This window comes from Streptomyces sp. NPDC023157 (assembly GCF_055560575.1).
Map to the genome: position 1 here is coordinate 1,229,173 of NZ_JBVHIL010000002.1, position 26,198 is coordinate 1,255,370.

General features: G+C 74.6%; 24 protein-coding genes and 1 tRNA gene. 9 read left to right on the plus strand and 16 right to left on the minus strand.

Annotated elements, in window-relative coordinates:
• The first annotated feature begins 35 nt into the window (after positions 1-35).
• Positions 36-1,235, plus strand: a complete 1,200-nt coding sequence (locus tag ACZ3ZE_RS11215) for an acyl-CoA dehydrogenase family protein (protein WP_467258505.1) — start codon at positions 36-38, stop codon at positions 1,233-1,235.
• A gap of 14 nt (positions 1,236-1,249) precedes the next feature.
• A complete protein-coding gene (locus tag ACZ3ZE_RS11220) occupies positions 1,250-1,789 on the plus strand; it encodes a hypothetical protein (RefSeq protein ID WP_361623024.1) in 540 nt (179 codons plus the stop codon).
• Positions 1,790-1,924: 135 nt separating this feature from the next.
• Here the strand turns inward: ACZ3ZE_RS11220 and ACZ3ZE_RS11225 are convergent.
• From ACZ3ZE_RS11225 to ACZ3ZE_RS11235, 3 genes are all read right to left on the minus strand, one after another.
• Positions 1,925-2,001, minus strand: a tRNA-Trp gene (locus ACZ3ZE_RS11225).
• A gap of 75 nt (positions 2,002-2,076) precedes the next feature.
• Positions 2,077-3,195 (minus strand): sugar ABC transporter permease, encoded by a 1,119-nt coding sequence (locus tag ACZ3ZE_RS11230; RefSeq protein ID WP_467258507.1) that lies wholly within the window; start codon positions 3,193-3,195, stop codon positions 2,077-2,079.
• Positions 3,192-4,370 (minus strand): MFS transporter, encoded by a 1,179-nt coding sequence (locus tag ACZ3ZE_RS11235; protein WP_361178355.1) that lies wholly within the window; start codon positions 4,368-4,370, stop codon positions 3,192-3,194. The genes ACZ3ZE_RS11230 and ACZ3ZE_RS11235 overlap by 4 nt, the downstream gene beginning before the upstream one ends.
• 184 nt (positions 4,371-4,554) lie before the next feature.
• Here ACZ3ZE_RS11235 and ACZ3ZE_RS11240 point away from each other — a divergent pair, with 184 nt between their 5' ends.
• Together ACZ3ZE_RS11240 and ACZ3ZE_RS11245 are read left to right on the plus strand one after the other, a co-directional pair.
• Entirely contained in the window at positions 4,555-5,295 is a 741-nt protein-coding gene (locus tag ACZ3ZE_RS11240) for a hypothetical protein (RefSeq protein WP_467258510.1), read from the plus strand.
• Between the two features lie 119 nt (positions 5,296-5,414).
• Positions 5,415-6,104: a sigma-70 family RNA polymerase sigma factor gene (locus tag ACZ3ZE_RS11245; RefSeq protein ID WP_361623033.1), complete on the plus strand. Its 690-nt coding sequence runs from the start codon at positions 5,415-5,417 to the stop codon at positions 6,102-6,104.
• 64 nt (positions 6,105-6,168) lie between these two features.
• On the opposite strand, the gene ACZ3ZE_RS11250 is transcribed toward ACZ3ZE_RS11245, so the two are convergent.
• The gene (locus tag ACZ3ZE_RS11250; RefSeq protein WP_442305117.1) at positions 6,169-7,035 is read right to left on the minus strand and encodes a DUF3592 domain-containing protein; all 867 of its coding nucleotides are present in this window, start codon (positions 7,033-7,035) and stop codon (positions 6,169-6,171) included.
• Between the two features lie 87 nt (positions 7,036-7,122).
• Complete coding sequence (locus tag ACZ3ZE_RS11255; RefSeq protein WP_467258512.1) at positions 7,123-8,229, minus strand: hypothetical protein; 1,107 nt, start codon at positions 8,227-8,229, stop codon at positions 7,123-7,125.
• A 267-nt stretch (positions 8,230-8,496) separates the two neighbouring features.
• On the opposite strand from ACZ3ZE_RS11255, the gene ACZ3ZE_RS11260 reads away from it, so the two are divergent.
• Positions 8,497-9,942 (plus strand): glyceraldehyde-3-phosphate dehydrogenase, encoded by a 1,446-nt coding sequence (locus ACZ3ZE_RS11260; RefSeq protein ID WP_361178406.1) that lies wholly within the window; start codon positions 8,497-8,499, stop codon positions 9,940-9,942.
• A 68-nt stretch (positions 9,943-10,010) separates the two neighbouring features.
• Here the strand turns inward: ACZ3ZE_RS11260 and ACZ3ZE_RS11265 are convergent, their stop codons facing one another.
• Complete coding sequence (locus tag ACZ3ZE_RS11265; protein ID WP_361623111.1) at positions 10,011-11,348, minus strand: MFS transporter; 1,338 nt, start codon at positions 11,346-11,348, stop codon at positions 10,011-10,013.
• A 153-nt stretch (positions 11,349-11,501) separates the two neighbouring features.
• Entirely contained in the window at positions 11,502-11,840 is a 339-nt protein-coding gene (locus ACZ3ZE_RS11270; protein ID WP_361178366.1) for an ArsR/SmtB family transcription factor, read from the minus strand.
• 89 nt (positions 11,841-11,929) lie between these two features.
• Here ACZ3ZE_RS11270 and ACZ3ZE_RS11275 point away from each other — a divergent pair, with 89 nt between their 5' ends.
• Positions 11,930-12,385: a tellurite resistance TerB family protein gene (locus tag ACZ3ZE_RS11275; protein ID WP_361178368.1), complete on the plus strand. Its 456-nt coding sequence runs from the start codon at positions 11,930-11,932 to the stop codon at positions 12,383-12,385.
• Positions 12,386-12,484: 99 nt separating this feature from the next.
• Here ACZ3ZE_RS11275 and ACZ3ZE_RS11280 read toward each other — a convergent pair whose 3' ends face one another.
• Together ACZ3ZE_RS11280 and ACZ3ZE_RS11285 are read right to left on the minus strand one after the other, a co-directional pair.
• On the minus strand, positions 12,485-13,498 hold the full coding sequence (locus tag ACZ3ZE_RS11280) for a LysR family transcriptional regulator (protein ID WP_361178370.1): 1,014 nt from the start codon (positions 13,496-13,498) through the stop codon (positions 12,485-12,487).
• Between the two features lie 149 nt (positions 13,499-13,647).
• A complete protein-coding gene (locus tag ACZ3ZE_RS11285) occupies positions 13,648-14,196 on the minus strand; it encodes a carboxymuconolactone decarboxylase family protein (protein WP_361623042.1) in 549 nt (182 codons plus the stop codon).
• Positions 14,197-14,336: 140 nt separating this feature from the next.
• On the opposite strand from ACZ3ZE_RS11285, the gene ACZ3ZE_RS11290 reads away from it, so the two are divergent.
• On the plus strand, positions 14,337-14,921 hold the full coding sequence (locus ACZ3ZE_RS11290) for a TetR/AcrR family transcriptional regulator (protein ID WP_467258515.1): 585 nt from the start codon (positions 14,337-14,339) through the stop codon (positions 14,919-14,921).
• A 167-nt stretch (positions 14,922-15,088) separates the two neighbouring features.
• On the opposite strand, the gene ACZ3ZE_RS11295 is transcribed toward ACZ3ZE_RS11290, so the two are convergent.
• The 7 genes from ACZ3ZE_RS11295 to ACZ3ZE_RS11325 form a co-directional block, all read right to left on the minus strand.
• Positions 15,089-16,849 (minus strand): acyl-CoA synthetase, encoded by a 1,761-nt coding sequence (locus ACZ3ZE_RS11295; RefSeq protein WP_467258518.1) that lies wholly within the window; start codon positions 16,847-16,849, stop codon positions 15,089-15,091.
• Positions 16,846-20,103 (minus strand): FAD/NAD(P)-binding protein, encoded by a 3,258-nt coding sequence (locus ACZ3ZE_RS11300; protein WP_467258521.1) that lies wholly within the window; start codon positions 20,101-20,103, stop codon positions 16,846-16,848. Before ACZ3ZE_RS11300 ends, ACZ3ZE_RS11295 begins: the two co-directional genes overlap by 4 nt.
• Positions 20,100-20,594: a cobalamin B12-binding domain-containing protein gene (locus ACZ3ZE_RS11305; RefSeq protein ID WP_361178385.1), complete on the minus strand. Its 495-nt coding sequence runs from the start codon at positions 20,592-20,594 to the stop codon at positions 20,100-20,102. Before ACZ3ZE_RS11305 ends, ACZ3ZE_RS11300 begins: the two co-directional genes overlap by 4 nt.
• A gap of 395 nt (positions 20,595-20,989) precedes the next feature.
• The gene (locus ACZ3ZE_RS11310) at positions 20,990-21,430 is read right to left on the minus strand and encodes a cupin domain-containing protein (RefSeq protein WP_361178388.1); all 441 of its coding nucleotides are present in this window, start codon (positions 21,428-21,430) and stop codon (positions 20,990-20,992) included.
• Entirely contained in the window at positions 21,423-22,334 is a 912-nt protein-coding gene (locus ACZ3ZE_RS11315; protein ID WP_361178390.1) for a sulfurtransferase, read from the minus strand. Before ACZ3ZE_RS11315 ends, ACZ3ZE_RS11310 begins: the two co-directional genes overlap by 8 nt.
• Positions 22,335-22,339: 5 nt before the next feature.
• Positions 22,340-22,855 carry an HPP family protein gene (locus ACZ3ZE_RS11320; RefSeq protein ID WP_363293459.1) on the minus strand — a complete coding sequence of 172 codons (516 nt, stop codon included), beginning with the start codon at positions 22,853-22,855 and terminating at the stop codon, positions 22,340-22,342.
• Positions 22,856-22,866: 11 nt separating this feature from the next.
• Entirely contained in the window at positions 22,867-24,423 is a 1,557-nt protein-coding gene (locus tag ACZ3ZE_RS11325) for a vanadium-dependent haloperoxidase (protein ID WP_361178395.1), read from the minus strand.
• Positions 24,424-25,056: 633 nt separating this feature from the next.
• On the opposite strand from ACZ3ZE_RS11325, the gene ACZ3ZE_RS11330 reads away from it, so the two are divergent.
• Both ACZ3ZE_RS11330 and ACZ3ZE_RS11335 read left to right on the plus strand, forming a co-directional pair.
• Positions 25,057-25,566, plus strand: coding sequence for a hypothetical protein (locus ACZ3ZE_RS11330; RefSeq protein ID WP_361178397.1), 510 nt, complete (start codon positions 25,057-25,059; stop codon positions 25,564-25,566).
• Between the two features lie 102 nt (positions 25,567-25,668).
• Positions 25,669-26,198, plus strand: a 530-nt coding sequence (locus tag ACZ3ZE_RS11335; RefSeq protein WP_467258524.1) for an acyl-CoA dehydrogenase family protein, incomplete at its 3' end; no start/stop codon positions are given.

Below are 26,198 nucleotides of genomic sequence, written 5' to 3' on the forward strand. Positions count from 1 at the left end.
GTGTTCTGCCGAGTTCCCGGTGAGAGGGGCGAGCAGTGACGGAGCCGACGGCCGCGGCCGAGGGGGAGCGACTGCGGGAGCGGGTCGCCGTGTTCGTACGGGAGCGGGTGTTCCCGTACGAGGCGCGGCTGGACGCGGGCGGTCCGGAGGCCGCCCGGATCCGGGCGCGGCTGCGGGAGGAGGCCCGGGCGGCGGGCCTGTGGGCGTTGCCGCTTCCGGTCGAACTGGGCGGCGGGGGCCTGTCCTTGGGCGCGTACGCGGCGATCGCGGAGGCGGAGGGCGCCAGCGACCACGGCCCGGCCGCTCTGGGTTCGGCCCCGCTCCTGGACGTGACGATGCTGGCCCGGCACGGCTCGCCGCAGGTGCGGGCCGCCCATCTGCCGTCGCTCGTCTCGGGGGAGCTTCGCGCCTGTTACGCGATGACGGAGCCGGACACGCCCGGTACCGAGCCGGCCTTGACCGCGACGCGCGCCGAGCGGCGGTCGGGCGGCGGGTGGAGCGTGAGCGGGCGCAAGTGGTTCGTGTCGAACGCCCTGGACGCGGACCTGGTGACCGTGCTGGCCCGGACGAGCGGCGAGGCAGGCGACAAGTCCGGCCTCTCGCTCCTCCTCGTCCCCACCGCCTCCCCCGGCTTCCGCGTCGTGCGGGAGCTGCCGGTGTTCGGTGCGAGCGGACAGTACGAGATCGCCCTGGACGGGGTACGGGTCGACGAGGAGCAGCTGGTGGGCCCGTTGGGCGGGGCGCTGGCGGTGGCGGGTGAGCGACTGCAACTGGGGCGCACGTTGCGGGCGTTGCGCTGGCTCGGGCAGGCCGGCCGGGCCTTCGACCTGCTCTGCGGGCGGGCCGTCGCCCGGCAGGGCGCCCGGGGCCCGCTGGCGGGCCGTCAACTCGTCCAGCGGCACGTCTTCGAGGCGCTGCTGGCGCTGCGCTCCACCCGGCCCCTGGTGTACGAGGCTATGGCCCTGGTCGCGGAGGGCCGCGACGCGCACGTGGAGGTGGGTCTGGCGAAGACGGCGGCGGCCCGGACGCTGCAGGACGTGGCGGACCGTGCCGTCCAGGTCTTCGGCGCGGCGGGCCTCGGCCCGGACACCGCGCTCCCCGCCCTGCTGCGCACCGGCCGCACGGCCCGCGTCCTCGACGGCCCGGACGAGCTGCACATCACGTCGGTGGCGCGCAGGGTGCTGCGCGACCAGGGAACTTCCGAGGGTGTTCGTCCGTTCCCGAGGGCGACCTGATCGCTGAAAGAAGAGTGAGCGCAACCATGGCCATGGTGGGCCTGTTCTGGATCGCCGAGGGCGATGTGTACGTGGGCGCGAAGCCGTCCGGGCACGCGCCCGGGGTGCGACTGAGCCCGGAGGCGGTGGTGGGCCTCGGCGACGGGCAGTCCCGCCTCCATCTGTGGGAGGACGTACGGGACCTGACGGTGTCGGGCGTCCCCGTGAAGACGCTGATGCGGCAGGTCGGCGCGGTCAAGGACCTGGCGCTCGGCACGGTGCTGGAGCTGGCCATGGCCGGCGGCTCGGGCCTGGCGGGTGAGGCCCCGCCGCTGATGAGGGTCGGTGTGGAGACGGCGGACGGCGTCCACGAGCTGATGACGTACGTGGCCGCCGCCCGGGGTTACTCGCAGACCGAGGCCGATCTCTCCCACACGCTCCTGTCCCGCCTGACGGAGGGCGAGGCGACCTTGGAGACGACGTTGGCGACGATGGCTCGGTGGGGGCGTACGTGGGAGGGCGGGACGCCTCGCCGCGCGGAGCGCGAGGAGCTGCTGCGGGAGTGGCTGGGTTAGACCCGGCGCCATCCTGGGCCGGCGCCGCCCGGCGCTGACGGGTCCGTCGCGCGGTGGACCCCCGCCGGGACGGTCCACCCCACGTCGTCCACGAGACGCGCGGCGCCCCCACCCGGAGGGTGGGGGCGCTGTCGGTGGCAGGGGTGACAGGAGTCGAACCTGCGGCATCCGGTTTTGGAGACCGGCGCTCTGGCCATCTGAGCTACACCCCTCCGCGGACGCCAGCATGCCATCTTCCGGGACCCGCCCGCCAACCGGTTTTCCTGCCGGGCCCGATGCGGGTCCGCTCAGACCCGCGTCAGGTCCACGTCGCCGCGGAGGGCGGCGAGGCCCAGGGCCAGGAAGAAGTCTCCCCAGACGAGTTCGTGCCAGACGGCGGTGTGTTCGGTCGAGTCGTAGCAGCCGTCCAGGAGCATGCCGCCGGGGCGTGTGCCGTCGGAGGGGGTGAGGTGGGCGTGGACGAGGCGGTGGAGGATCGCGTCCGAGCGGGCCGTGCAGGCGGTGGTCCAGGGGGCGTCGGGGACCAGGGCGAGTTTGCGGAGGGCTACCGCGGCGATGGCGGCGGCGGAGGTGTCGAGGGGGCCGTCGCGGTGGTGGGCGGCGGCGGGCGGGATGAGGGGGCCGGTGAGGAACTCGCCGGTGCGGAGGAGTTGTTCGGCGGCTTCGGCCAGGGTCGCGGTGCCGGGGCGGTGGTCGGGGACGGTCACCGGGCGGTTCACGCCGACGCCCAGGAGGCCGTCGGCCACCGCGAGGAGGAGCCAGGCCTCGCCTCGGGTCCAGCCGGGGGCCGGTGCGGGTTCCGCGGTCCAGGTGGCGGACGTCTCGTCGTAACGCCAGGAGGGCTGGGGGCGCCGCCCGTCGCCGGGCAGGCACAGGTCGAGGTGGCGGCGCAGGTGCGCGTCGGCCGCCCGCTCGCCGTCGGGCCCTGCGGAAGCGAGCAGGGGTACGAGGCCGGGCACGCCGTCCGCCCGGGCCCGCAGGCGCTCGCCGCCGAGCGCCGTGCCCCACGGGACCAGGCCGTGCCGGGGCTCCCACGCCTCCAGGACCGTCCGGGCCGCGCGGGCCCGCAGCGCGTCGGCGCCCTTGTCGTCGAAGGCCAGCGCGGTCCCGTACCAGAGGATGAGCCCGCGGGTCGCGGTGTCGGCCGTGGCCCAGGGAGCGAGGCGGGCCGTGCACGCGGAGGCGGCGAGGACGTCCGAGGGGGCGATTCCGGCCCGGTGCCGGGCGCGCAGCCACAGCAGCCCGGCCCAGAAGCCGCCGGTCCAGGAGCCGCGGCCGGTCGTCGTCCAGCGCCCGTCGCCGGGTTCCGCGTACAACGGGAAGCGGGAGCCGACCTGTCGGGCGGTGCGGCCCGCCCGGTGGAGGAGCAGCGCGAGGGCCGACTCGGCCCAGTCCGGGGCGGTCACGCGACGCACTCCTTCGTACGGCGGTCCCGCAGCGCCCAGGTGAGGGCGACGGCTCCGGCGGCGGCGAACTCGGCCGCGACGAGGGTCCAGCCCTGGTCGTACCGGCCGTTGGCCGCGAGTGTCCCGAACAGCGGCGGGCCCACGGCGAATCCGGTGAAGAAGCCCGCCGAGACCAGTGCCGAGTCCTGTCCGGCGCGTCCCGGGGCGGAGCGCTGGAGCACCAGGACCATCGAGACGGCGTTGCCGGCGACGGCGAACCCGCCCACGGCGACCGCCCCCGCCCACACCAGCGGCGGGGCGTGTTCGGCGAGGGCGAGGAGCGCGGCGGCGGCCACCGCTCCGGCGGCGAGCCCGCCGGGCAGCCAGGGGGCCCGGCCGGGTACGGCGGCGCGGGACCAGCCGACGCGGCCCGCGATGCCCGCGACACCGAGGACGGCGACCAAGGCGCCGGCCACCGCCGGGCCCATGCCGAGCCGTCCGGCGCCGTACAGCGCGAGGTAGGTGTTGACGGAGGCGATGCCCGCGCCGAGGAAGACGGAGAAGGCGGCGAGCCAGCCCACCGTGCGCCGGTCCCCCGCCACCGGGGCACCGGGGGTGGCGGGTGCGGGAGACATGTGCGGCGGCACCATGTGCCAGGCCCACACGGCGGCGAGCGCCGCCACCGCGGCCGCCGCCCACACCGTGCCCCGCCAGCCGAGCACCCCCGCCGCGGAGGCGAGCGGCAGCCCCGCGGCGAACGCCCCCACCTGCACACCGGACTGCTTGGTCCCGGTGACCGCGCCCCGGCGGGCCGGCGGGACGGCCGCCAGGATCGCCTTGTTGGTCGCCGGGTTGGCCAGCGCCTGCGGTACGCCGCCCAGCGCGACCGCCGCCAGCAGGAACGCCGGTCCGGGCGCGGCGCCGATCAGCGCCAGGGCGAGCGCCGAGAGCCCGAGGAGGGTGACGAGCGCGCGCCGGGGGCCGACCCGGTCGACGATCCGGCCGCCGAGCGGCGACAGGACGGCGGCCGTGCCGAACCCGACGGTGGTGGTCAGACCGAGCAGGGTCTCGGAGACGCCGAGCCGCTCCACCAGACGCGGTCCGAGCGCGCCCAGCAGGAACAGCTGCATCATCGAGAACGCCATGGCCGTCGTGAGCAGCGCGGTCAGCCCGCGCGCCGGGCGCTCGTCACTCAACCGCCACCCCTCCCCCGTGCCGCGCCCGGTGCCTCCGGGACGTTTCCGGGAGGAGGAGTCGGCCGGGGCGGCCGGGGAGTTCCCGGGCCCTCTTGTGGGACGGACCACATGTCGCGTAGGCATGGGGGCCACGGTTCGAGGGGGCGGGCAGGCCACCGGGGAGGGGTGCGAGGATGGGCACGCCATGACACCGGGCCGATTAGCGCGTGCGGTACGGGCCGCCCTCTTCGCGGCCGTCTGCGTGCTGCTCGCGGCCACCGGCCACATCCTGATGTCGGGCCGTCCTGTCGCCGTCGGGGTGCTGGGCGCGGCCTTCGCGGCGACCTCGGCGGTGGCCTGGGCCGTCGGCGCCCGCGAGCGCGGCCTGTGTGCGGTGACGACGGCTGCCGTGGCCGTGCAGTCGGTGCTGCACTCGGTGTTCTCCTGGGCGCAGTCCGGCGGCGGCGCCGCGTCGCACGCGGGCATGGACATGGGTCAGGCCGGGCACACGGGGCATCTGTCCGTGGCGCGTCCGCCGGCCGCCATCGGCGCCCACGACGCCCACGACGCCCACGACGCCCACGACATGGCGTCGATGGCGTCCTCGCTCGGCGACGTGACCGACCTGACCGACCCGGCCCGCCTGGCCGATCTCTCGGGCTTCTCGCTCTCCTCGTCCTCCGGCATGCTCGCGGCGCACCTGCTCGCCGCGCTGCTCAGCGGTCTGTGGCTCGCGTACGGCGAGCGCGGGGCGTTCCGGCTGCTGCGGGCGCTGCCCGCCGGGCTGTTCCGGCCGCTCGGGCTGCTGCTGGCCGCCGGGCCCGTTCCCGTGGACCGGCCGCGCTTCCGCCCCGTACGCCCGGGTGACGAGCGTGCGCCCCGGCGGCTCCATCTCGCCCATTCCCTCGTCTCGCGTGGTCCTCCGCGGGCAGGCGCTGTCATCTGATCCGACAGCTGGTTCCCCGAGCCCGCCGGCCCTCGCAGAGGGCCGCCGCTCGGGCCTCGGCCGTGCCCTCCGGCAGGCCGTACCCTCCGCCTTCCTCAAGGATCCAAGGACCTGTGGCGATGACTCCTGCCCACGACCAGAACCCCCACCACACCCAGATCCAGCCCCACACCGACACCCACACCCAGCCCCACACCCCCACCCGGCCTCACACCCGTACCCACCACTCCGCCGAGTCCGACGCGGCCACGACCCTGCTGGCCCTCGCGGCCCGGGACGGGGACCCCGCGAAGGCCGACCAGTTCGTGCGGGCGCTGCACCGGGACGTCTGGCGGTACGTGGCCTACCTCAGCGCCGACCGTCAGGCGGCCGACGACCTCACCCAGGAGGTGTTCCTCAGAGCTCTCGCCGCCCTGCCCCGGTTCCAGGGCCGTTCGTCCGCCCGTACCTGGCTGCTCTCGATAGCGCGGCGCACGGTCGTCGACAGCCTGCGGCACGCCGCGGCCCGGCCCCGGCTCTCCGACCGTGACGACTGGCAGACCGCCGCCGAGCACGCGCAGCCCCGTGGCCTGCCCGGTTTCGAGGACGGCATCGCGCTCACCGAGCTGCTCTCCACCATCCCGGGCGAGCGCCGCGACGCCTTCGTCCTCACGCAGCTCCTGGGCCTGCCGTACGCGGAGGCCGCCGAGGCCATCGGCTGCCCGGTCGGCACGGTGCGCTCGCGGGTGGCACGGGCCCGGGCGGCGCTGCTCGCCCTGCTGAGGCTCGACGAGGGGGCGGGCAACTCACCGGTCCTCGCTGCCGCCTGACGCTCTGTCGGCTGTGCGGCCGGTGCCCTCGGTGCACCGGCCGCGCAGCCGGCGCGGCGCGTGGTCACCCCGCGACCAGGACCCCTCCCGCCACGGCCGCCGCCACGCCCACGAGGAGGGCCACGACGCCGAACGCGATCTCGCTTCTGCGGGACCGGTGTTCGCCCGCGAGGTCCGGGGTGAAGACGGCCGGGTCGTCGGGTGTGTAGTGGATGGTGAGGTCCCGGCCGAGCGAGCGGACGGGGTCGCGCAGTCCGTCGGGGCGGTACGCGGTGACGGCGGTGCCGTCGAGGGTGGTGAAGGCGACGACCGGGGTGTGACTGGTGAGGGTGTCGCCGTCCTCGTCGATCCTGACGTCCTTGAGCACGGCGATGACGCGGCCGGGGACCGGGCCGCCGGAGGCCAGCTTCTCGACGCGCAGGCGCGTGTCGCGTACGGCCCCGGGCAGGTAGGTCGCGCCGAGCAGGGTCCAGGGCACTCCGAAGCCGATCAGGGACCACGGCCACTCCCAGTCGATCGCGGCGAGGACGACAAGACCGACGTAGACCAGGAAGACCGCGAAGCCGGGCCAGCCGAGTCCGCGCCGGCCCGCCTCCAGGTCGGTGGTGAAGCGGTAGGCGTGCGGTCTGCCCGGGGGGTAGTGGATGCCGATCTCGCGTCCCGTCCAGGCCGTGCTGATCCGGTCGCCGTGCTCGCCGTCGTTGGTGACGGTGAACTCCTGCCCGGTGGACGGGTCGCGGAAGGTGACGACCACGGCTATCCCCTCACTCGCCGAGCTCCCGTGCCGCGGCTGCCGGACCCGCTCGATCCGGCCCATGACCCGGACCGCCCGCTGGGCTCGGGTCACCCCGGCCAGTGACCGCCCGTACCCGACCAGCGCGACCACGCCGAAGACGCCGCACCACCACAGCAGAAATCCGTGCCAGCCCATCCGTGCTCCTCCTGCTCCAAGCCGTCTGTTCCGCCCGCCCCGTCCGGACCGCCCGCCCCGTCCGTCACGTCCGGACCGCCCGTCCCGTCAGCGCGCCGGGATGCGTCGTACGACCTCGCCGTCTCCGTTCGCCTCCAGCGAGGCGGCGCCGTCGGCGCCGGTCACGCCGACCCTGAGGGTGAGGGAGCCGGTCAGGCTCTCGGCGGTGAGCTGCCAGGTCCGCGGGGAGCGGACGCCGAGGGCGGTCCTGGCCTCCCGGACGAGGGCGGGGATGCGCGCGTAGGGCAGGGCGTCCACGTCGAAGCCGGGGGCATGCGAGCCCGCGGGGGTGAAGACGACCGTGAGGAGGCGGTCCTGCACGACGACGGTGAGGGCCTGGCGCTTCTTCGCGCCCCTGGTGAGCGAGTCGACCGCCCGGCGCAGCGCGCCCTCGTCGAACATCGACTGGCCGGGGCCGAGGGCGACCGTGCCGGACTCCGCCGAGACGATCGTGGTGGACGAGGTGCCGGAGTCGGCGGGCCCGGCGGCCGAGGGGGGCCGCGCGGTGGTGTCGTCCGGGCCGAAGAGTTCGGCCCGGAAGAGGAAGACCACGCCGGCCGCGCCGAGCAGCAGGGCGAGGAGCGTGAGGTAGCCGCCGACGCCGCTGTCCCGGGTCGGCTCGCCGGCCAGGACGGGGCCGGGCACCGAGTCGATGTGGGCCCCGGCCGCGCGGTCCTCCCATTCCGGCGTCGGCCGCTTCACGAGCTTCACCTCCCACGGCCGGTGCGGCGGGTACTGGACGACGACGATGCCGCGGGGTTTGTAGTCGGGCAGGTCGACGAGGTTGACGAACTGTGTGGACTCGACGCGGTAGGCGGGCCCGTCGTCCGGGGCGACGGTGAGGTCGAAGCGGACGGGCACGTCGCTGGACTCCCCGCCGGTGGCGCGCAGGCTCTCGATCATCGCGAGCGCGGTACGGGGGACGACGGCCGCCTCGCGGGCGCGCCCGGGCGCTCCGGCGGCGAGGACCAGCAGGCCGTAGGCGACGGGGACGGCCAGGCCGCCGACCACCAGGGGAACGCGTTCGAGGACGGTGCCGACGACGAGCGCGGCGAGCGAGCTGCCGATCACCGCGCCCGTGAGGATTCCGCGGGCGAGGTCGAGGGCGGTGCGGCGCTTCGGCGGTGCGCCCGGGGTGACCGGCGTGATCGTCATACGGGGATTGTGTCGGGCCGGGTCGCGGTCCGGTAGGCGTCCGGGCGGCCTTCTGTTTCCCAACGGCGGTGCACGGGTTGCGTGTTGCGGCCGGTTCGCCCCCGAGGGGGGTGCCGCCGGCCCGGCGGCGCGGTCACTCTCCGCTCATGACCGGAATGGCCGGTTCTCGGTGACGTGACGACCGCCTCGCCGGGGACCCCTTGAAGGACGGGATGACGGTCGGGTTAGCATATGAGCACTGCCTAGCTCGATCGAGAGATGCTTTCTGTGACTGTCAACGAGGACTCGTTCACAAACTGGAAGAACCGCGAGGAGATCGCGGAGTCCATGATTCCGATCATCGGGAGGCTGCACCGGGAGCAGGACGTCACCGTCCTCCTGCACAGCCGCTCCCTGGTGAACAAGTCGGTGGTGAGCATTCTCAAGACCCACCGATTCGCCCGCCAGATCGACGGCGAGGAGCTCTCGGTCACCGAGACGATGCCGTTCCTGGAGGCGCTCACCACGCTTGACCTGGGTCCGTCCCAGATCGACATCGGCATGCTGGCCGCGGAGTACAAGGCCGACGACCGCGGTCTCTCGGTGGCGGAGTTCACCGCCGACGCCGTCGCCGGTGCCATCGGCGCCAACAAGATCGCGCGCGGTGACGGCCGTGACGTCGTCCTGTACGGCTTCGGCCGCATCGGCCGCCTGGTCGCCCGCCTGCTCATCGAGAAGGCCGGCTCCGGCAACGGTCTGCGCCTGCGGGCCATCGTCGTCCGCGGCGGCGGCGACCAGGACCTCGTGAAGCGCGCCTCGCTGCTGCGCCGGGACTCGATCCACGGCCAGTTCCAGGGCACCATCACCGTCGACGAGGCGAACAGCACGATCGTCGCCAACGGCAACACGATCCGCGTCATCTACGCCAACGACCCCTCCGAGGTCGACTACACGGCGTACGGCATCGAGAACGCCATCCTCATCGACAACACCGGCAAGTGGCGCGACCGCGAGGGCCTGTCCAAGCACCTGCGCCCCGGCATCGACAAGGTCGTGCTGACGGCTCCGGGTAAGGGCGACGTCCCGAACATCGTGCACGGTGTCAACCACGACACGATCAAGCCGGACGAGCAGGTCATCTCCTGCGCGTCCTGCACCACCAACGCCATCGTCCCGCCGCTGAAGGCCATGGACGACGAGTACGGCGTGCTGCGCGGTCACGTGGAGACCGTCCACTCGTTCACGAACGACCAGAACCTGCTGGACAACTACCACAAGGCCGACCGTCGTGGCCGGTCCGCGCCGCTCAACATGGTGATCACCGAGACCGGTGCCGCCTCGGCCGTCGCCAAGGCGCTGCCGGACCTGAAGGCCCCGATCACCGGCAGCTCGATCCGCGTCCCCGTCCCGGACGTCTCGATCGCCATCCTCAGCCTGCGCCTGGGCCGCGAGACCACCCGCGAGGAGGTCCTGGAGTACCTCCGCGACGTCTCGCTGCACTCGCCGCTGAAGCGCCAGATCGACTTCACCACGGCGCCCGACGCGGTCTCGATGGACTTCGTGGGCTCGCGCCACTCGTCGATCGTGGACGCCGGCGCGACCAAGGTCGACGGCGACAACGCGATCCTGTACCTGTGGTACGACAACGAGTTCGGCTACTCCTGCCAGGTCATCCGGGTCGTCCAGCACGTCTCGGGCGTCGAGTACCCGACCTTCCCGGCTCCGGCGGTCTGATCCGGCGGGTCGTGAGGCACTGCGTCGCGTGAACGGCGGTGGGGCGAAAGCCCCACCGCCGTTCCGCGTCACGGGGCGGGCGCCGGCCAGCGCCGGTGCAGGGCGTCGATGTGGAAGGCGTGGGTGTGCGGGCCCGCCGCTCCCGCCAGGTGCGGGTGGTCGGCCGGCAGCTCGGGGTGGACGTGCGCCAGGGCGACCGGGTCCGTACGCGGCCACAGGCGGGCCGCGGCCAGCGCGGCGGCCAGGGCGAGCCCCGCCAGGACCGCCGCCGTGGGCGCGGGTCCCGCGCGGGTGGCGAGGAGTCCGGCCAGCGGGTAGGCGAGCAGCCAGCACGCGTGCGAGAGCGAGAACTGCGCGGCGAACGCGGCGGGCAGGTCACCGGCGGCGGCCGAGCGGCGCAGCAGCCGCCCGCTGGGGGTGAGGACGGCGGAGGTGGCCGCGCCGACGAGCAGGTAGGCGGCGAGCAGCCCGGGCCAGGACCAGGCGCCGGGCGGGGCGGCGAGGACGAGCGCGAGCGGGCCGAGGACACCGGGCAGGGCGAAGGCGCCGGTGAGCATGAGCCGGCGGTCGTCGAGCCGGTCGAGGAGGCGGGGCAGCAGCAGCGCGACGCCCATGGAGCCCGCTCCGTACGCGCCGAGCGCGAGCGGCACGTCGGCGGCGGTGCGGCCGAGGGTGTCGCGGACGAGGACGACGGTGTCGACCAGGACCAGGGCGCCCGCCGCGGCCACGGCCAGGTCGAGGGCGAGCAGGGCGCGCAGCCGCGGGGTGGCGAGGAAGAGCCGCGCGCCGGAGCCGGCCCTCGGGCGCCGCCCGTTCCGGTCCGGGCCGGGCGCGGGCGGGCGCGGCAGGGCGACGGAGAGCACGAGCAGCCCGGAGGCGAGGAAGCCCGCGGCGGTGCCGGTGAAGAGCCAGGGGTACGGGACGATGGCGAGGAGCGCGGCGGCGAGGACCGGTGAGACGAGGCTCTCCAGGTCGTAGGCGAGCCGGGAGAGCGACAGGGCCTCGGTGTAGGCGCGTTCCTCGGGCAGGACGTCGGGGACGGTCGCCTGGAAGACCGGGGTGAAGGTGGCGGAGGCGGCCTGGAGCAGCAGGATCAGGCCGTAGATCTGCCAGACCTGGTCGACGAAGGGCAGGCTGAGCGCGGCGCAGGCCCGGACGAGGTCGGCGGAGACGAGCAGGGCCCGCCGGGGGACGCGGGCCGCGAGCGCGGCGGCGAGCGGGGCGACGACGACGTAGGCGCACATCTTGAGGGCGAGGGCGGTGCCGAGGACGGCGGCGGCGTCGGCACCGGCGAGGTCGTAGGCGAGCAGGCCGAGGGCCACGGTGGCGAGGCCGGTGCCCAGGAGGGCGACGACCTGGGCGACGAAGAGACGCCGGTAGGTGCGGTGGCGCAGTACGGAGACCACCGGGAGCACGGACGCTGCGGAGGGCACGGGCGGCACGTTTCCACCGTAACCGACGCGTGCGTGATTGCGCACATGTTGACGTCAAGGGGTGGGACGCGAGCCGGGCGACGGGTAAGCGCCGCCGGGCGACGGCGACGCGCGGCGGCTTCCGGATCAGTCGTGCCAGGGCTCTCCGCTCACCTCGTGGTCGGCGCGGCTGACCGCCTCGACCACCAGCCGCTTGAGGTGTCCGTCCGGCATCGCGTACACGACCCGCCGCCCGTCCCTGCGGGACTGGACGAGGCCGCCGAGCCGCAGCTTGGCCAGGTGCTGGCTGACCGCGGGCCGGGAGGCGCCGCACGCCTCGGTCAGGGCGCTCACGTCGGCCTCGCCCTTGGTGAGCAGCCAGACGAGCTGGAGGCGGGTGGGGTCGGCGAGGAGGGCGAAGACCGCCGCCGCGGCGGCGAGTTCGGGCGGGCCCGGGTTCCGCTCGTGGGTTTGACGTTCCGGCATGTCCTCATCGTAGGCAGGTCGGGAACCACCGGCCCCACTGGTACGTTCTACAGGCCAGTAGAAGTAACCGACGTCTGGAGTGCGTGGACATGGCCCTGTGGGACCGCATCAAGGAGTCCGCATCGACGATGCAGACCCAGCTGGTGGCGAAGAAGAACGACCTGAAGAGCGGCGCGTTCCGCGACGCGAGCATGGCGATGTGCGCGCTGGTCGCCGCCGCGGACGGTTCGATCGACCCGGCCGAGCGGCGCCGTGTCGCCCAGCTGATCACCTCCAACGAGGTGCTGCAGAACTTCGACGCGACCGATCTGCAGCGCCGCTTCGACGCCAACCTCGACAAGCTGGCCGCCGACTTCGACTTCGGCAAGGTCAGCGTGCTCCAGGAGATCGCCAAGGCGAAGAAGAAGCCGGCCGAGGCCCGCGCGGTCGTGCAGATCGGCATCGTCATCGGCGGCGCCGACGGCGACTTCGACAAGACCGAGCAGGCCGTGGTCCGCGAGGCCTGCTTCGCGCTCGACCTGCCGCCGCACGAGTTCGACCTGTAGAAGGCGCGCGAGCGGAGAGGTGCCACGGCGCACCGCCGCCCTCGGGGCCCGGTCGGGGGTGTGGGTCCGGGGAGGGGGCGGTGTGCCGTGGCACCCGTTTCAGGGGGTGGGCCGGCCCGCGACGCCCGGGTCGAGGGCGGGGAGCACGGCCGGGTCCTCGCCGCGGCCGAGGTCGACCGCGCAGGCGAGCGCGGTGGCCTGACGGAGCGTCTCGGTGAGGTTCTCCCAGTCGATCGCGGGACGGTCGTCGACACGGGCGGAGACCAGCGAGGCGTTCCAGCGCATCCGGGGGACGCCGGGCAGCGGGCGCAGTCCGGTGGACTCGCGCGGGGAGGCGGCGAGCGCCATGGGGAGCATCGCGCAGCCGAGCCCGGACTGGGCGGCGGCGCGGACTCCGGCCATGGAGCCGAGTTCGTGGATCTCGGGCGGCCCGTCGGAGCGGAGCCGGAGGAATTCGGGCAGCCAGCGCTGCGAGGGACAGTCGGGGTCCGCGATGACCACCTGGCGGCCGGCCGAGGCGCGGCCCCGGGCCCGGGAGACGCCGGTGACGGGGACGAACTCGACCTCCTGGACGCGTACTTCGGTGAGGTCGTCGGGACGTTCGACGCGCGGCTGGTCGGGCAGCCCGGCGGACAGCGCGGTGGGGTCCTCCGCCTCGACGACGGTGAGGACGAGGGCTCCGTCGATCGAGCCGGCGCGGAAGGCGTCGTGGATCTCGGCGGTGCCCATGACGCGCAGGGCCAGCTGGACGCCGGAGAGCAGGCGTCGGCCGATGTGGGTCACCCGGGCGAGCTGCTGTCCGTACGCGAGGGCGGGGACGATGCCGACGGTCATCCGCGGCGGGTTGGCCGCGGGGCGGCGCAGGGCGGTCTCCATCTCGCCGACGAGGGTGAGGATCTGACGCGCGTACTCCGTCAGGACGGTGCCTGCGCGGGTGAGGCGCACGCCGCTGGGCAGCCTTTCGAAGACAGGCTCCCCCACCTGCCGTTCCAGCGCACGCATCTGCGCCGTGACGCTGGACTGCGAGTACCCGAGGCGGCGGGCCGCCTGGGTGAAGGACCCGGTCAGGGTCACCTCGCGAAACGTTCTCAGGGTTCTTGCGTCGATGTCCACGTGAATAACCCCCTTGCCGCACCCCGGCGGCAGCTGGACTCGGATGGCCGGTCACGCCACCCGTTCGATCGCCCCAGTCGGTCTGTCACACCACAGGGGTGCCGGCACGCTCGGTCGCGCGCCGGCACCCCTGGTCGGCCGCAAGGACTCTACTCGGCCAGCTGGGCCGGGACCAACGGAAAGTCCAACTCCGGTTGCGCAACGTGATTGAAGAAGTTGGACAGCACGTTGAGCGCCACATGTCCGACGATTTCGGCCAGTTCGGCGTCGGAGACGCCGGCGGCGCGGGCCTCGGCGAGGGCGGAGTCGCTCACCCGGCCGCCGGTCTCCATGATCGCGCCGGTGATCCGGAGCACCTGGTCCATGTGCGGGTCGCCGGCGTCGGCGCCACGGCGGGTGGCGAGCAGGTCCTGCTCGCTCAGGCCGACCTTGCCGCCGCGCAGGGTGTGCGCGGAGACGCAGTAGGTGCAGTCGTTGCGCTGGGCGATGTAGAGCGCCAGCTGCTCGCGCTGCCGGGCGCTGAAGCTGCCGCCGACCAGGGACTCGCGCAGGGCGAGGTAACCGCGCAGCGCGGCCGGGCCGTTGGCGAGGGCGGCGTAGAGGTTGGGCAGCTTGCCGAGCTGCTTCAGGGTGCCTTCGAGCAGCTCGCGCTGCTCCTCGTTGGCGGTGTCGACGGTCAGTTGGGGCAGGCGGGGCATGGAGCTCTCCTTGAGCCGGACCAAGATGGCACTGATCGGTACCATCCCGACGGTACCGATCGGTTCCGTCTGACGCAACGGGAGGCGGTCGATCCGGTTCGGGGATCCCGCCGTGACGGAACCGAGTGGTACCGTCTGGTATGGCCACGAACGCTAAAGAACGGCTCCTCAGCGCGGCGGAGCGGCTCTTCTACGAGGAGGGCATCCGGGCCGTCGGCATCGAGCGGATCCTCTCCGAGTCCGGGGTGGGACGCGCCTCCTTCTACCGCCACTTCCCCAGCAAGGACGACGTCGTCGTCGAGGTGCTGCGGCGGCGCGACAGCATGTGGCGGGCCTGGCTCGACAGCCGGATCGACGCCTCCGGGCGCGACCCGGAGGAACTGGCGCTCGCCCTCTTCGACGGACTCGCCGAGCGCTTCGCCTCCGCCGACTTCCGCGGCTGCGCCTTCATCAACACGATGGTCGAGACGGCCGACCCCGAGAGCCCGGCCCACCACGTGGCCGCCGAGCACAAGGAGAAGGTCATCGCCCGCCTCGACGGCCTGCTCGCCGAGGGCGGCTACCGCGACCACGAAACCCTCGCCCGCCAGCTCGCCCTCCTCGGCGACGGCGCCATCGTCACCGCCCTGCGCGAAGGCACCACCGAGGCCGCGGTCCGCGCCCGCGCGGTCGCCACGGTCCTGCTGCGCACCGCCGACCGCGAACCGGCAGCGGACGCGCGGTAGACGCCGGTCGGCGTCATGTCCGGTCGGCGTCATGTCCGGTCAGCGTCATGTCCGGTCGGCGTCATGTCCGGTCGGCGGCACACCCGGGGGCGGCACACCCCCCGGTGTGCCGCCCCCGGACCGCCCCTGAGCGACCGCCCTACGCGACCACCCCGAGGCCGCCGCCCCTACGCGACCACCCCGCCCCCCGGCCGCAGCGCGCCCCGCCGGACCTTGCCCGAGCGGGTGCGGGGCAGTCGTGGCACCAGGTCCACGCCGTGGGGCACGAACACCGGGGCCAGGCGCTTCGCCGCGAGGGCGATCAGTTCCCGCTCCAGGAGTTCGGGCGGGTAGGCGTTGCGGGCTTCGACCACCGCGTACGGGGCGAGGCCGCCGGACTCGTCGCGGCAGGGGATCACGGCCGCGTCGGCGACCGCCGGGTGCGTGCGCAGGACCGCCTCGATCTCCATCGGGGAGACGCGGTGCCCGTACGACTTGAACACCTCGTCCAGCCGCCCGAGCAGCCGGATCGACCCGTCGGCGCAGCGCTCGCCCCGGTCGCCCGTGCGGTAGAAGCCGTCCGCGAAGACGGCCGCGGTCCGGGCGTCCGCGGCGGGGGCGCGGTCCGGGCCGGCCGCCTGGTCCGTCCCCTCCCTGGTGTCCACGTACCCCCGCATCAGGCCCGGCGGGCGCTCCGTCAGGTCGACGCACACCTCGCCCGCCTCGCCCACCAGGCCGGTCTCCGGGTCGCGCAGCACGATGCGGTAGCCCGGCAGCGGGTGGCCCAGGGGGGAGAGCGGGGGCGGGGTGTCGGGGGCGCGGCCGATGAGGGCGGTGGCCTCCGTCTGGCCGTAACCGTCCCTGACCCGTACCCCCCAGGCCGACTCGATGCGGTCGGTCACCTCGGCCGTCAGGGGCTCCCCCGCCGCCGTGGCCTCCCGCAGCCGGGGCGCGCCCCGGCCGTCCGTCACGTACGGGAGCATCGCCCGCCAGGCGCTCGGCGGGGCGCAGAGGCTGCTGATCCGCTGGGTGGTGAGGACGCCGGGCAGCACGGACGGCGGGAGGCCGCCGTCCGGGGGCGCGACGACGGTGGCGCCGGCCGTCCAGGGGACGAAGAAGCTGGACCAGGAGTGCTTGGCCCAGCCGGGCGCGGACAGGTTGAGGTGCCGGTCGCCGGGGCGCAGGCCGCTCCAGTACAGGCTGGAGAGGTGGCCGACGCCGTACCCGGCGTGGGAGTGCTCGACCAGCTTGGGCAGCGAGGTGGTGCCGGAGGTGAAGTAGCAGAAGGACGGGTCGGCCGAGAGGGTCGGGCCGGCCGGGAAGAAGGGGCGGCGGCGGTCGGGGTCGCGGGTGTCGGGGTACGCGGTCCAGCCGGGCAGTGCCGCCGCGCCCGGCGCCATCCGCAGACCCGCGACGGGCAACTCGCCCATCATGTAGACGAGTTCGGGTGCGCAGACGACATGTCGGATGCCGCCGCGCGCGATCCGGTCGGCGGCCTCGTCGCGGGTGAGGTCCTGGTAGCCGGGGACGACGACCGCGCCCAGTTTGATGCAGCCGAGGAGCGTCTCCCACAGTTCCGTACGGGTGCCGAGCAGGATCAGCACCCGGTCGCCGCGCGCCACCCCCGCCTCCGCCAGGGACACGGCCAACTCGTCGGAGCGGGCAGCAAGTTCGGCGAAGGTGACGCGTTCGGCCACGGGGACCGTGCCGTCCGGGGCCGGGCGGCCGAGGATCTCCAGGGCGGTCCGCTCGTTGCCCTCGGCGACGACGTCGAACCACTCCAGGGCCCAGTTGAAGTGCGGGGCGCGCGGCCACCGGAAGGCGGCCGAGGCCGCCTCGCGGTCGCCGCGCAGCCGCAGCAGCAGGTCCCGGGCGGTTCGGTACTCCTCGTGGGCCGCCGTGGCGCGGTGCGCGGCGTACGCGGCGCCGTGCCCTGTCGTGACGCTCATTCCGCCGCTCCCATCAGCGCCGCCGCGATCGCGTCGGCGTCCTTGGTGAAGGAGCCCCACGGGCCGGGGCGTCCGCTGCCCACCTGGGTGAACCAGCGGGTGTGCTCGCTCGGGATGCCGAGCACATGGGTGGCCCGGTCCGGCTCCCCGTCCGCGCCGATCGGGTGGAACGGCGCGTCGGTGCAGTCCATGCCGCCCGTGGCGAACTCCGACGTGCCGCCCTCGGGCCGCTCGGCCGCGTTGACGAAGGGCCGGATCCGCCCGTCGGCCAGCAGGCCGCGGATCAGCGGGTCGCGGTCCGCGGTGACGTCGGTGGCGGGGACCCGTGCGTCGATGAGGACGTCGAGCGGTGTCCACGAGTTCTCCACCCGCGCCGACTCGACCGTGAAGCGGCCCTCGACGGGGTCGGTGCCGAACCGGGCGCCCGGACCGACCGGTTCGAGCACGCCGGCCGCGAGGAGCGCGAGGAACTGTTCGGACCGCAGCTGCGGCGGACCCGTCGACACCAGCGAGGCGACCGGCCCGAACGTGGCGAGGAACCAGCGGTGCGAGTCCGGGGTGAGACCGCCGAAGTCGACGACCCCGCGGATGGTCTGCCGCACGTCCCGCAGGACGTCCGCCGCCGCCTTCATCGGGCCGTCCGCGTTGCCGAGCCGGGCGTCGCCGAGATCGGCGCGCAGCCACTCGGTGAGCACCTTGTGGTACTCGGACGGCGAACCGAAGCGGCGGTCGCCGAACGGGCGGGCTAGGGCGTCGAGTCCGGTGAGCGGCAGCGGGTCGACCCGGTAGCCGGCGGCGAGCCGCTGGAGCACCGGGAGCTCCGGCGTCAGGGCCAGCGCCTCCTCCGCCCGCTCGGTGAACTCGCGGGCCGCGTCGGGCCCGTGGACCTGCCGGATGCGGGTGGCGAGCAGCACCGTGTTCACCTCGGCCAGCAGCCACGGCAGCACGGACCGTTCGAAGTCGAGCGGCGCGTGCTCGGCGCGCAACCGCGTCATCCGCTCGGGGGTGAAGAGCACCGGGCGGTAACGGTGGCCGGGCTCCTTCTGGTTGAGGCCCCGGGTCAGCACCGGCACCCCGCCGCGCGAACCGGCGTGGATCCGGGGCTCCTTGCCGCTCGGCAGGTAGCGCAGCCCGTCGCCGCCCTCCGTGAACGTGCCGCCGCGCCCCAGGGTGAGTTCGGCCAGCACGTCGTAGAAGGTGAGCCCCATCCCGATGACGCCGACCCGGGCGCCCGCCGGGATGTCGGCCAGCTCGCTCTCGTCGGCGCAGCCGCCGGGCACGTACCGGACGGGGCGGGCGGGCGTCGAGTGGGTGCGGGCGAACCGCGTCCACTCGCGCTGCTGCGCGTCGGGTTCGTTGGCGGGGTGGCCGGTGGTGAGGACCAGCCGGTCGACGGTGAGGACGTCGCCCCGGTCGAGCCGCAGCCGGTGCGTCCCCTCACCGACGGCGCCGAACGGGCCGGCGGCGGTGGGCCCGGGCGGCTCCACGCGGTCCGCGCAGATCACCCGGGCCGGGACGCGGTGCACGGTCAGGCACGGCGGCAGGGTCGCCTCGACGCGCTCCATCACGTACGCGAGGTAGCGCCCGTAGACCCGGCGCGGCGCGTAGCCCTCCGGTTCCGCGTGCTCCGGGTCGTCCTCCGCCCACCACTCGGCGAGGCTGGGGCCCGCGCCGGGCCGGTGCGGGCCGGCGTCGGTCGGGCCGGAGAACATGGTGACCTCCTGCGCCGGGGTGTTCATCAGGAACCACGGCGACTGGTCCGTGCGCCAGATCCGGCCGGCGCCCGTCTCGTACGGGTCGATCGCGTGCACCTCGATCCGGCGCCCCGGCGGGTGCTCGGCGCAGTGGGCGGCGAGCCGTTCCAGTACGGACAGGCCGCGCGGTCCCATGCCCGCGAACGCCACCCGCAGCGGCGGGCGGACGGGGTCCGCGAGGCAGCGCTGCACGGGCGGCGGGGCGGGCTCGGGCGGCGGGTCGGTCTCGGCCGCCAGGTCGTGCTCGCGGGCGACCCGGCCGAGCATCCCGGAGAGCTGACGCGAGGTCATCGGGGTGGTCCTCCGGCTGGTGGTGAGCAGCGGCAGGGCGCCCAGGTCGGTCCACTGGAGCCGGCCGTCCGCGGCGACGGCCGAGCGGGCCTCGCCACGGTTGTCCGGGTGCAGACAGAACGGGACGTCGAGCAGGCCCCGGTCGAAGGCCTTCAGGAGCGCGACGCCGAGGTCGTCGGAGAGCGCGAGGACCGCGCCGACCAGGGCGCGGGCCTCGGCCAGGATCTCCTCCGCGTCCGCGCCGCCTGCGCCCGCCGGACCGGCGGCGTGCGGCCGGGCGCGGGCGGCGCGGGCCGCGTCGGCGGCGACCCTGAGCGCGGTCAGGTTCTCCTCGACGGTGGGGATGCGGTGCGCCTCGGTCTCGGTCTTCACGATGAGCCGCTGCGCCCCGCCGCGTACGGCGAGTTCGGCGCTGCGGCGCAGCAGCAGCCGGGCGCCGGGCACGGTCCGCGGGTAGACGCCCATGTACGTGTAGAGCACGACGTGCCGGTCCACGGTGGGCGGCAGCAGTTCGTCGGCGAGCCGCCGCAGCGCGGCGAGCGCGCCCGCGTCCTGGGCGGCGTGGGTCTGCTGGGCGTACGAGAGGGAGACGCTGGTGGCGCCGTTCGCCGCGAAGAACAGGCACTCCAGGACGGAGACGGCGACGAGCAGGGACGGCGGGCAGAGCTGGCCGAGGAGGCAGCCGCCGAAGGACTCCAGGTGGGCGCGGCGGCCCTGGTTCCGGCTCTCCTCGGTGAGGAACTGCACGGAGTCGCGCCAGGCGGCGACGGACTCGGCGAGCGGGGTGCGCCCGTAGGGCAGGCAGTACGAGACGGGGCCGCCTTCGCTCGCGGCGAGTCCGGCGGCGGTCATGGTGCGGAAGATGGCCATCGGGTCGGCGGAGCCGTGCCGGACCTGGACCGGGGTGCGGCGGCCGGCGGCGGAGGCGACCCGGGCGGTGGTTCTGGGCCCGTGGCTGACCAGCGGGAACCCGTTGAGGGGCCGGCCGGTGCGCAGGGCCTCGGTGGCGGCGGCGTGGTCGCCGACGCGGGTGTAGCTGTCGATGGTCAGGGTGGCCACGGTCCGCTCGGGGAGGTCGGCGACGGCGGTGACGCCGGCGGCCATGTCCTCGGGGGAGACCATGCCCATACGGGGCTGGACGACGAGCTCTCCGGCCTGGGCGGCCTCTTGGACGAACGCGCCGAGATCGGGCTGCGCGGCAAGGGTCACGCCGCGGCCCGCCCGGTACACGCGCCTCTCGGCCGGGCGGCCGGCGCCGCGGCCGTCCTGCCGGACTCGCCGAGCCGCCGCAGCAGGGCGGTGGGGGCGGTGCCGTCGGCGTACACCTCGTCGTATCCGGCGTCGAGCAGTTCGGCGGTGCGCTGTTCGGCGCCCTCGGGCGAGATGCCGAGGAGGCCGCCGATGACCATGGGGATGTCCTGGGTGCGCCGGTCCGCGCGCAAGGCCCGCGCGGCGCGCAGACCGTCCTGGTGGCCGTGTCCGTTGACGGAGGACAGGACGACGAGGTCGGGGTGGGTCATCCGGGCGGTGTCGACGAGCAGCCGCTCGGGCACGCACGGTCCGAGGTTGAGCACGGAGTGCCCGTGCTCCTCCAGGAACAGCTGGAGGTGGACCAGGTTCCAGGTGTGCGCGTCGGACGATCCGGTGGTGAGCAGGACCCGGCGCGGACTGTCGCTGTCCGGACTGTACGAGGGGTGCATGGTGGCTCCAATGCCGGTACGGATGCGGAGTGGTGCGGGTCGTGCGGGGCGCACGGGGCCGTGCGGCGGGTGCGAGGCGTGCGGGCGTGCGGGCGTGCGGGGCCCGCACGGCTCGTGCGCGGTCTGCGGCTGGTGCGCGGTGCAGGGCTCGTGCGCCGGGCGTGCGGGGCGCATGGGGCGTGCGGGACCGCACAGCGCGTGCGGCTCGTGCGGCTCGTGCGAGGCGTGCCTCTCGCGCGAGGTGCACGGCTCGCACGGCGCGTTCGGCGGGTGCGGGGGCGCGGCGGGAGAGCCCGCCGGGACCCGCGGGACCCGGCGGGCCCCGGCCGGGCCGCGCGACGGGCGGCCCGGCGTCGGGCCGCCACGAGGGGCGGCGGGGCCGCCGGGCCCTGCGGTCAGGCCGCGTCGGCGGAGGCGCCCGCGCCCACGCCGGTGGTGATCTCGCCGGGCAGCGGCGTCCGGGCGGACGCCGGGCGGGCGCGGACCGCGAGGACGGTGCAGCCGGTCTCGCTGGACATCTGGTGGCGGGTGCCCGGCTCCTCGATCACCAGGTCGCCGCGGTGGAAGCGGCGTCCGTCGCTGTGGTCGAGGGTGCCGTCGAGGACCAGCATCAGTTCATGGCCCAGGTGCTCGTGGAAGTCGCCGTGCGCGCCGGGCGGGAAGCGGAGCAGGAGAGACGCTGAGGACGCTGTGTCCTCCTCGCCGGCGTGCCCGGGGCCCCACAGGACGACGAACTCGACGCCTTCGCGGCCGGGTTCGGTCCACGGCACCCACGGCAGGTCGGTCTGCTCGAAGCCGTTGCGCAGGACATCGCGGAAGACGGTGACGTCAGGCACGGGCGGTGACCTCCGAGGGGTCGCGCTGGGCGACGATGGACGGGATGCCGTCGGGGCCCCAGGGCTGGGGTCCGTTGACGATGGGCGCGCCGATGAGCGAGCCGAACTCCCGCCAGGCGCCGTCGTAGTTGCGGACGTCGCGCAGGCCGAGCAGCTCGTGCAGGACGAACCAGCTGTGGGCGGAGCGCCAGCCGACCCGGCAGTAGACGACGGTGGGACGGTCGGTGGGCAGGGCGCCGTAGGCGGCGCGCAGCTCCTCGTCGTCGCGGAAGGTGCCGTCGGGGTGGATGGCGGTGTGCCAGGGCAGGTGCTCGGCGGAGAGGGCGTGGCCGCAGCGGACACCGATGTCCTCGGGGACGCCGGGCGGGGTGTTGCTCTGCCCGAGGTACTCCTCCAGGGAGCGGACGTCGAGCAGGGTGCGGCGGCCGATGTGGTCGAGCACGTCGTCGCGGCGGGCCCGGATGGACTCGTCGGCGCCCGCGGGCACCGGATAGTCGGTGCGGGGCCGTTCGGGCGCCTCGGGGGTGAGGGCGCCGCCGATGGCCTCCCAGCGGGCGCGCCCGCCGTCGAGGAGACGCAGCTCGCGGTGGCCGTAGAGGCGGAACTGCCAGTAGCCGGCGGCGGCCCACCAGTTGTTGTTGCCGCTGTAGAAGACGACGGTGTCGTCGGGGCCGATGCCGTGCCGGCCGAGGAGCTCCGCGAAGGCCTCCGGGCCGATGACGTCCCGGCGTACCGGGTCCTGGAGGTCGCCGGTCCAGTCGAGGCGTACGGCGCCGGGGATGCGGCCCTGGCGGCCGCCGCCGTCGTTGCCGCCGTCGGTGATCTCGACCAGGACGGGCCCGGTGGGCTGCCCCAGGCCGGCCTGAAGCGCTTCGGCGCTGACGAGGAGGGTGTCTCGGGTCATCGGGCTCACCACCAGTACGTCGGGTATGTGGCGATCACACCGGCCTTGGAGGCGATCAGGCCGACGAGGACAAGCAGCACGCTGCCGATCGTGAGGAGCACGAGGAAGCTCAGCGGCGCCGGGTGCTGGAGGACCGCGAGGACGGCGGTGGCCGCGGCGGGCGCGTGGATGGACCGCAGCAGCAGCATGAGGCCGACGCTGAGGCCGGCGGCGACGGACGCGACCCACAGGTTGTGCCCGAAGACGGCGACGGCGACGAGGCCGAGGACGCCGGAGCCGACCTGGCCGAGGAGCACGTTGCGGGGCTGGGCGGGCGGCAGCGCGGGCGTGCTGCAGATGATCATCGCGGTGGCGGCGAGCGGTGCGATCATCAGGAGGTGGCCGGTGGCCTCGCCGAGGGCCACGAGGACCAGCAGCGAGACGACGGTGGCGACGGTGCCGAGGACGGTGGCCTTGGCGCCCGGGAACGGCGGGGCGCCGCTGCCCGTCCTGGACGGGGTCGCGTTCTGGGTCTGGGTCATCGTTCGTCTCCTCAGCGGTGCGTGCCGGTGAAGTAACACTCGGCCTGGCGGTGGACGACCCGGCCGATCCGGTGGCCCATCTCGATGCCGGGCTCGTTGTCGAAGCTCCAGTGCATGCCGCCGTACACCCGGGAGATGCCGGCCTGGTGGGCGGCCTCGCTGAAGGTGGGCCAGGTGAGGACGGTGTCGGTGCGCGGGGTGAGACCGGGCTCGACGGTGGAGGCGCCCGCCTTGAAGCGGTACGAGTCGCCGAAGGCGTCGGTGCCGGTGAAGCGGCGCAGGAACTCGGCGGCGGCGCCGGAGAAGGTGCTGTGTCCGGAGACGGTGGCCGGGAACGGCGGCACGGCCACGTACGCCTGCCAGTCGACGCCGTCCATGGTGACGGTGCCCTGGCCGGGGCCGCCCCAGGACTGGACGCGCTGGCCGCGGCGGTCGTACGGGATGAGGGTGGAGGGGCGCGCGAAGTCGTACGCGGCCTTGACCGCCCAGGAGCCGATCGCGGCGTCGCACTCGGCCATGTTGAGGCCGAAGAACAGCTTGGCGTCCTCGTCGACGTCGTGGCCGTCACGGGCGGAGACGAAGCGGCCCCACATCTGCTGGGCGCCGGGCGGGGTGACGTCGTCGTTGAGCCAGAACTCCGCTATGCACTTCTGCTCGTCCGTCAGGTTCGCGCTGATGTCGAGGAGTTCCTCGATCGCGGCGGTCATCCGGACCGAGGGGTACGCGGGCGGCGCGGCGATCGTGAACTGGTCGGGGCGACTGAGCGCGAAGGGCTTCATGACGGCGAACTGCGGGGTGAGGTAGCGCTGGGTCTTGCCGCCGACGATCAGCGGGCTCCAGTGCTCGGGCGCGACGACGATCGAGGGGTCGAAGGCGCCGGCGGTCTGCGGCGGGTTCTTCGGCTGGTAGCCGGTGGTGTCGCCGTACGCGGGGGTGCCGAGCTGGTTGGCGCCGTCGGCGTGCCGGTAGGCGAGGACGGCCTGGGCGGTGCGGCGGCCGATCCACGCGGGGGTCTTGGGGGCCGGGTCGGTGAGCGCCGGGTCGTAGCCGAGGCTGCTCAGCATCGAGTCGATGGCGACCTTGTACTCGGGGAAGAGGTCGAGCAGGGCCAGGTGGGCGGCGTAGCTGATGGCCTCGTTCTTGTTGTCGAGGGTGCGCTCGGCGCGGGGGCGGCGCAGGGAGCCGCCGTAGCGGGTGCCGGTGGCGACGCGGTCGTAGCAGGCCCAGGCGTCGTAGACGCAGTTGTGGATGATCGCGAGGGCGCGGGCGTTGACGGTGGCGGGGCCGAAGCGGTTGCCGGCGGCCTGGTAGCGGCCGAGGATCGCGTCCATGGCGGCCTGGTTCCAGCGCACCACCACGCTGGGCTCGGCGCCGGCGCCGGGCGCCCGGCGGCCGGTGCGGGTCTCCGCCTCGAACTGTGCGACGGGGCCCGCCGCCCAGGCCGTGCTGGTCCCCGAGGCGAGCGCGAAGGCGCCCGCCGCGGCGGCGGAGGCGGTGAGCACCCGGCGCCGGGTCAGCGGCGTGCGGGCCGCGGGGGTGGTCGGGGTGGAGACGGGTCGCTGAGACATCCCTGGATTCCTTCGCGTGTGGTGCGGGGCGGGAGCGGATCAATCGGTCAAACACAGTTCGAACAGAGCACAGGCTGGCGAGATCTGGTTGCGTGGGGCAACGGCCTATCGGCTTCTTCCATCGGAGGCATGCAAGGAGTCGATGGGCATCGCCGTGGCCCCCGGGAGTGGCTAGCGTGGGTCGGCACCGGGCGCTGTCGGCCCTGTCGGTGGGCGGCCGGCCGCGCCTCCGCGGGGTCGCTGCGTCACGCCGCCGGACGGACGGGTACGCCGTACCGCCGAGGCGTGGCACCCGGTCCCGTCGCCAGGGCGGGGCGCACCGCCGGGGGCCGTGCCCGTTGGCCGGTTCCCGCCCCTGGATCCCGGCGGCTCCCGAGGCTCCGGCAGGCCCTCTCCCCCTGCCCCGGTCCCGGCACCCGCACCGTGCAGCCCGCACCACCGACCCGGTCGCCCGGGTCCACCCCGGTCATCCCGGCCACCCCGGCCGCCCCCCGTTCCGGAGGGGCGCCGTGGGCCGCCGGCCGCCGGACGCTCCCCACAGGACACGCGGCCCCGGCCTGCCCCGGGCCGTCGGCGCCGCGCGTCCGTCCCGTCCTCACCGATCCCGCATCGATCCGTCTGGAGTGGCCGCGCATGACCGTTTCCTCGCAGCTGACCCCGTCCACCCGCACCCCCGCCGGCGCGACCGGCCCTGCCGGCACGACTCCCCCGGCGTCCCCCGCCGCCCTCTTCGACCGGCTCGCGCCGCGCCTGCACCGGTACGGCCTGGTGCTGCTGCGGGCGGGGCTCGGCGGGGTCTTCGTCTGGTTCGGGGTCCTGAAGGTCATCGGAATGAGCCCGGCGGCGCAGCTCGTCGTCGACGTCATGCCGTTCGACACGGGCGGCTGGTTCGTGCCCGCGCTCGGCTGGGTCGAGATCGTCCTCGGCCTGTGGCTGATCGCCGGGCGGGCGCAGGCCCTCCTGCTGCCCGTGCTCGGCGGGCATCTGATCGGCACCTTCGCCGTGCTGCTCGTCACGCCGCGGCTGGCGTTCGACCACGCCAATCCGCTGCTGCTGACGATGGTGGGCGAGTTCGTGGTGAAGAACGTGGTGCTCTTCGCGGCGGCGGTGGTCCTCACGACCCGGTCACGCCGTTCCGTCTGAGTGGTCCGGCCCCCCGGCCACTGGCGTCATGGCACTGAGTGTGTTTTGCTGAGGGTACTCAGTGCCAAAGTGCCACAAGCATTGCTAGGGGAGCTCCAGATCATGGCCAAGGACTTCGACCTGTACCGCCCGTCGGAGGAGCACGACATGCTCCGTGAGTCGGTCCGTGCGCTGGCGGAGGCGAAGATCGCGCCGTTCGCCGCGGCGGTGGACGAGGAGGGCCGGTTCCCCCAGGAGGCCCTGGACGCGCTGGTCGCGGCCGACCTGCACGCCGTCCACGTGCCCGAGTCCTACGGCGGCGCGGGCGCCGACGCCCTCGCGACGGTCATCGTGATCGAGGAGGTCGCCCGCGCCTGCGGTTCGTCCTCGCTGATCCCCGCGGTGAACAAGCTGGGCTCGCTGCCCGTCATCCTGTCCGGCTCGGAGGAGCTGAAGGCCAGGTACCTCGGCCCGCTCGCCAAGGGCGACGCCATGTTCTCCTACGCCCTCTCCGAGCCCGACGCGGGCTCCGACGCGGCCGGCATGAAGACCCGCGCGGTGCGCGACGGCGACTTCTGGATCCTCAACGGCGTCAAGCGGTGGATCACCAACGCCGGCGTCTCCGAGTACTACACCGTGATGGCCGTCACCGA

Excerpts from the sequence above, each read along its gene's own strand:
- ACZ3ZE_RS11240 (WP_467258510.1), top strand. The coding sequence starts at position 4,555 with ATGACACCGGGCCGATTAGCGCGTGCGGTACGGGCCGCCCTCTTCGCG.
- ACZ3ZE_RS11245 (WP_361623033.1), top strand. The coding sequence starts at position 5,415 with ATGACTCCTGCCCACGACCAGAACCCCCACCACACCCAGATCCAGCCC.
- ACZ3ZE_RS11250 (WP_442305117.1), bottom strand. The coding sequence starts at position 7,035 with ATGGGCTGGCACGGATTTCTGCTGTGGTGGTGCGGCGTCTTCGGCGTG.
- ACZ3ZE_RS11255 (WP_467258512.1), bottom strand. The coding sequence starts at position 8,229 with ATGACGATCACGCCGGTCACCCCGGGCGCACCGCCGAAGCGCCGCACC.
- ACZ3ZE_RS11270 (WP_361178366.1), bottom strand. The coding sequence starts at position 11,840 with ATGCCGGAACGTCAAACCCACGAGCGGAACCCGGGCCCGCCCGAACTC.
- ACZ3ZE_RS11275 (WP_361178368.1), top strand. The coding sequence starts at position 11,930 with ATGGCCCTGTGGGACCGCATCAAGGAGTCCGCATCGACGATGCAGACC.
- ACZ3ZE_RS11285 (WP_361623042.1), bottom strand. The coding sequence starts at position 14,196 with ATGCCCCGCCTGCCCCAACTGACCGTCGACACCGCCAACGAGGAGCAG.
- ACZ3ZE_RS11290 (WP_467258515.1), top strand. The coding sequence starts at position 14,337 with ATGGCCACGAACGCTAAAGAACGGCTCCTCAGCGCGGCGGAGCGGCTC.
- ACZ3ZE_RS11295 (WP_467258518.1), bottom strand. The coding sequence starts at position 16,849 with ATGAGCGTCACGACAGGGCACGGCGCCGCGTACGCCGCGCACCGCGCC.
- ACZ3ZE_RS11305 (WP_361178385.1), bottom strand. The coding sequence starts at position 20,594 with ATGCACCCCTCGTACAGTCCGGACAGCGACAGTCCGCGCCGGGTCCTG.
- ACZ3ZE_RS11315 (WP_361178390.1), bottom strand. The coding sequence starts at position 22,334 with ATGACCCGAGACACCCTCCTCGTCAGCGCCGAAGCGCTTCAGGCCGGC.
- ACZ3ZE_RS11320 (WP_363293459.1), bottom strand. The coding sequence starts at position 22,855 with ATGACCCAGACCCAGAACGCGACCCCGTCCAGGACGGGCAGCGGCGCC.
- ACZ3ZE_RS11325 (WP_361178395.1), bottom strand. The coding sequence starts at position 24,423 with ATGTCTCAGCGACCCGTCTCCACCCCGACCACCCCCGCGGCCCGCACG.
- ACZ3ZE_RS11330 (WP_361178397.1), top strand. The coding sequence starts at position 25,057 with ATGACCGTTTCCTCGCAGCTGACCCCGTCCACCCGCACCCCCGCCGGC.